This is a genomic window from Xenorhabdus eapokensis (assembly GCF_001908105.1).
This window is the reverse complement of the sequence record NZ_MKGQ01000072.1, coordinates 1-4445: the sequence shown is the minus strand read 5'-3', so window position 1 is coordinate 4445 and position 4445 is coordinate 1. Positions and strand designations below refer to the sequence as shown.

The window sequence follows — 4445 nt, the reverse complement described above, 5'->3', positions numbered from 1 at the left end:
ACTCTTAGTGTGCGTTGAAGAATTTATGACCGCCTTTTCATCAGGGCAACAACCGGGAGTGAGAAAAATGAGTGTATCGTTATTATGAAAGCTTATTTATAGCTATCTAATTGTAGGTGTCGGCAAAAATCCTCAAATTGCTGGAGCGAATGAACATTAGCTTTTTGATAGATGTTATAAACTCTGTTTTCTATTGTTTTGTGGCTAACGTTGTATATTTGGGCAATTTCCTTATTTGTGCGTCTTTGCAGCATGAAGAAGATGATATCCAGCTCACTACGAGTAAACAGGTCTGTAGCCGCTTCTGTGGTGAGTATGCTGGGTTTGTGGTGATTAATATATTTTAAGGGAGAAAAGCTACTTAGTGGTTTAGCATTCCAAACAATCCCAATGCACTCTTTTTCATCGTTATACACGGGAAATTTTTCACTAATGAAAGGCGCTAAACTTTTTTTTCCGTACCAATAATGTGTTTCGATAATGGAAACTCTATCTTTTGATTCTTCGGTTCTCCGGTCATGCTCTTTGAGATCTTGTGAAAATTGGTCATCAGACCAATCAGTTGGAAATTCACAGTCTAGCTTACCTTCAATGTCAAAGTATTCTGGTGTATTGGTATAAAGATAAGCCGCTTTATTCATATAGATATGTCTGGAGTCCACATCCTTAATACCCCAAGGATCACTGAGATGTTCCATCATGGCAATTAGCCCCTTGAAATAGGGTTCATTATTTTTATGGGATAAATTCATCTCTATCTCAAATAATTGTTAGTTTATTCATTGCAAATAAAAATATGTGTATTTATGCTTCTGCTTTTATTGATTTCATATCCATCAAGGTTAATTTTTCAAGGTGATTGTTAAATCGAAATTTAAAATACTGGCACAAGTTATATTTTCTCTATCAAATAATTTTGAATTATTATTAAATAATTACATCCAAGGAAAAACTGCTATCACTTTTACTGCTCAATGACAAGGGTGTTTTTCACCCTTTCGTGTTCTTATAAAAAGAGATTAGTCTAAAAATTAATATAAATTAGCTAGTTATATATTTTTCTGGGCGTTAGCATGTATAAAAAGCAAAAAATGGAACACCTGAGAAAAAATTTGCAATATTTGCTTGATTCCAGAGGGGAAACGAGAGTATCGCTCTGTGAGCAAACAGGTCTTAACCGTACAACGGTCTATAATATCTTAGAGGGTAGGGTGCAAAACGTTCACCCTTCTACCATACAGAAAATCTCCAATTTCTTTGGCATATCATATAGTGAAATAGAAGTAACTGATATCGCAGAAAAAGAGCGTTTGGATGAGGTTGTTTCTTATGAAGGGAACATGAATCCTTGTGCTGTTCCGTTATTTATGCAATCTGAATGTATTACTTCTGAATTTTTGAACGGTAAGATAGGCTCCCTGATTGTTGGCAGAAAACTGACGTATTATTTTGGTACAGGGCCTAATATTGTTGCCGTTTTACTTGAGGATGATTTATCAGACAAACATAATGCAGGAGATTTATTAATAATCAAGAGAGGTAATTACCAGAATAACAATCCTAAACTATGTTTCGATCCCAAACAGCAGCAGTTTCATCTCAAAGCATCGAATAGAGAAAGTCTGGATAACTGGATAATCATTGGGGATATAGTGGAAGAACGGTTTAGCTATGGGAAAACCTCCTTGTCACATAGATTTATCATGTGAATATTTATACAACTTAGCGGTTAATAACCATTCTCTATATGATGACAATAATATTTAATAATATCAATAACTTAATTTTATTTGTTTGTTTTTTTGTTTATTCATCATTAAATAATGACACACTTATTCATCGTAAAAATCAACATTTGTGTTTTTATATGTTGATTTTGGTATTTGTCTGATGTATTAATTTCATCATTAAAACATAAGGTAAAATTTATATTTTGTCTGGATGTTAGATTAGGAGAACATTTCTCCTTCTATTCAGGCAAATTATTTTCATTATTTTGAATTAAAATGTTACTCGCCTACACCAGGGCAATGTACGGTAACCAGTCTCTTAATCGGAGGCATCTGATTAAGAGACTGGAACTATCATCAAGCCAATATATTACAAGCTAACGTAGCAATAACTTGTAAGGTGTCTTACGCCAGAGGCAGATAAATATCAGTCACAGCTTCGGCTTCAGTCACAGTTGGAAACAACTTTACCCGTTCAAAAAATAACGGAAAATCCCGAACTTCTTGATTGTGTTCTGATAACCAATTTGTATACAAGTCATTGACTATAGGGGTTATTCCATCATCTGAACCAGTGTATCTAATATAAGCACATTTTCCTGATGGAATTGTTTTTAGTACAATTTTTGCGTTCTTAATCTCAAACTTTGGCGAGATCTCTACACACAAATCAAACTGATATTCTTGTGGATCAATGTTTGCAGGATCGGCATAAACAAGATTAAAAGTTCGGTGACGCTCTGGAGATAATTTGTTACTTATTCTCCACTCCTTGAACTCCCTAATTGTGTTGCCAATATTTGATGGTGAACCTTTGTGTTCCATAACTGCCACAGTGGTTTCTGGAAAATTGACGATTTTTACTTCAACAAGAGATAATTTCTCATTCATAATTTTAGTCCTAATATTGTTTATAATTTGATAATTGCTGTGCCAGACAGACCAATCAGGTTTTTTTCTGAACTCAATAGGACTTTGACCAACTGAATTTTTGAATGCTCTGGAGAATGCTTCAGGACTTTCATATCCACATGCAAGAGCAATATCGATGACTGAATGATCGTTATACGCCAGCTCATAAATCGCTCTCTTCAATCGAATTTGCCTGATATATGCAGCAGCACCGATACCATAAGTTGCGGAAAACAATCTGTGAAAGTGGTATTTGGAACAAGCTGCAATGTTACTCAAACTTTCTCCATCCATATGTGTATCGATATTTTTATCAATGTAATGGAGAAGGGCATGTAATCGTTGTTTAATCATCGTCATATATCCAAGCTATCTGGTACAAAGAGATGTTATATAGTCTCCTGTAGTAAGACATGATGATTATTGCTGACTTATATCTTTCGTGAATTTAAGACACAAAGTTTGTGGGTAACTTCATGATTGATCATGATTACACAGAAGAGTGATTTCTGAGGAAAGCCGCAAAAATTGGGCTTTCCTGGATACTGCCAGGATCACCTGACAGAAATTCGAGCAGGTGAATGAGGGGGGAACCTATATTAAATTGCTCGTGATATTTAGTAACTGCTGGCTTCAATATCCCAAATTTTCATTATTTGTGTGATGGATGATTCTAGAACTGCCAGAGAAACGCCATCTTTAGCCAAAATTGAAAATCCTGACAGGAAGCTGTTGAACATTGTCGCCATTACTATAGGCTCACTTTCTCCCGCTAATTCACCGTTATCTATAGCACGCTGGATACAGGAAACGAAACCTTGTCGTACTTGCTCTCTGGCATTTGCCAGCATTTTTTGGATATGAATATGTTCTGGTGAGCAAACACTAGCTGACAATACCAGCAAACAGCCCAGAGGATGGCTACCTTCCGTCTGCATTTTTGCTGAACGACGCAGAGCCAGTTCAATAGCTTCTTTGGGGGAAAGAGTCTCATCCCAAAGGCTAACAAGGGCTTGACCATACGTATCGATATAACGGGTTACCACTTCTTTAAATAATGTCTCTTTGGAACCAAAAGCCGCATAGAAACTGGGGGCGGAGATACCGCCCATTCTAGACTTAAGTTGGCTTAGAGACGTTGATTCATAGCCATGCTCCCAGAACAGCAGCATTGCTTGGTATTTGGATCATCGGGTTATTGGTTGATCGTTATCTACGAACACTGGTATTGCTCAGTCTCAGTGTATTCACCTTAACTGCCATCATGCTTGGTTTCGGTGGTAAGCTCCCATCTGTTATTTATCTGGGCATTGCTCTGTGGGGATTAACTTTTGGTGGTGCGGCTACATTATTGCAAACAGCTTCTGCTAATGCAGCAGGGGATGGTGCCGATGTGGCGCAGTCTATGGTTGTCACTGCCTGGAACCTTGCTATTGCTGGTGGCGGGATTATTGGAGGAGTATTACTGGAAACCAGAGGTGTATCCTCATTCCCTTGGGCCATATGTATATTGCTATTGAGCGGATTAATCGTAGCTTGGCAGGCTAAAAAACACGGTTTTCCCCATAGCCGCTAAACGCCACTGCGCTGAGTGTAGATCCTCAATGCATACTGATTGTACCGGCAGCCGTGTCGCAATAAAAAAGCGGTGCCACTGACACCGCTACAATCTGTACAGAACTTAACGCGATGCTCGACTTTTAGGGTGAGTTGAAATGACATAGCCGCTCCTTTATAACTTTAAGTCGTCAAAAATAGAGAAATAAAGGAACAAAAGGCTATGTCACAGCAAGATTTTATCAT

Annotated in this window: 6 protein-coding genes; 2 read left to right on the top strand and 4 right to left on the bottom strand. The window is 37.5% G+C overall.

Translation table 11 applies throughout. The features are described from left to right. Window positions 1-92: 92 nt before the first annotated feature. Window positions 93-752, bottom strand: coding sequence for a helix-turn-helix transcriptional regulator (locus Xedl_RS19030; RefSeq protein ID WP_074025286.1), 660 nt, complete (start codon window positions 750-752; stop codon window positions 93-95). Between the two features lie 321 nt (window positions 753-1073). Between Xedl_RS19030 and Xedl_RS19025 the strand changes: the two genes are divergently transcribed. Then, on the top strand, window positions 1074-1709 hold the full coding sequence (locus Xedl_RS19025) for a helix-turn-helix domain-containing protein (protein WP_074025285.1): 636 nt from the start codon (window positions 1074-1076) through the stop codon (window positions 1707-1709). A gap of 426 nt (window positions 1710-2135) precedes the next feature. On the opposite strand, the gene Xedl_RS19020 is transcribed toward Xedl_RS19025, so the two are convergent. Together Xedl_RS19020 and Xedl_RS19015 are read right to left on the bottom strand one after the other, a co-directional pair. Further along, window positions 2136-2996, bottom strand: coding sequence for an AraC family transcriptional regulator (locus tag Xedl_RS19020; RefSeq protein ID WP_208605093.1), 861 nt, complete (start codon window positions 2994-2996; stop codon window positions 2136-2138). Between the two features lie 263 nt (window positions 2997-3259). Continuing rightward, window positions 3260-3814 carry a TetR/AcrR family transcriptional regulator gene (locus Xedl_RS19015; RefSeq protein ID WP_074025283.1) on the bottom strand — a complete coding sequence of 185 codons (555 nt, stop codon included), beginning with the start codon at window positions 3812-3814 and terminating at the stop codon, window positions 3260-3262. On the opposite strand from Xedl_RS19015, the gene Xedl_RS19010 reads away from it, so the two are divergent. Beyond that, complete coding sequence (locus tag Xedl_RS19010; protein WP_167366729.1) at window positions 3781-4218, top strand: MFS transporter; 438 nt, start codon at window positions 3781-3783, stop codon at window positions 4216-4218. The two genes, Xedl_RS19015 and Xedl_RS19010, sit on opposite strands and share 34 nt — an antisense overlap. Here Xedl_RS19010 and Xedl_RS28020 read toward each other — a convergent pair. Then, window positions 4215-4364 (bottom strand): hypothetical protein, encoded by a 150-nt coding sequence (locus Xedl_RS28020; protein ID WP_158024417.1) that lies wholly within the window; start codon window positions 4362-4364, stop codon window positions 4215-4217. The genes Xedl_RS19010 and Xedl_RS28020 overlap by 4 nt on opposite strands. Between the last annotated feature and the right edge of the window lie 81 nt (window positions 4365-4445).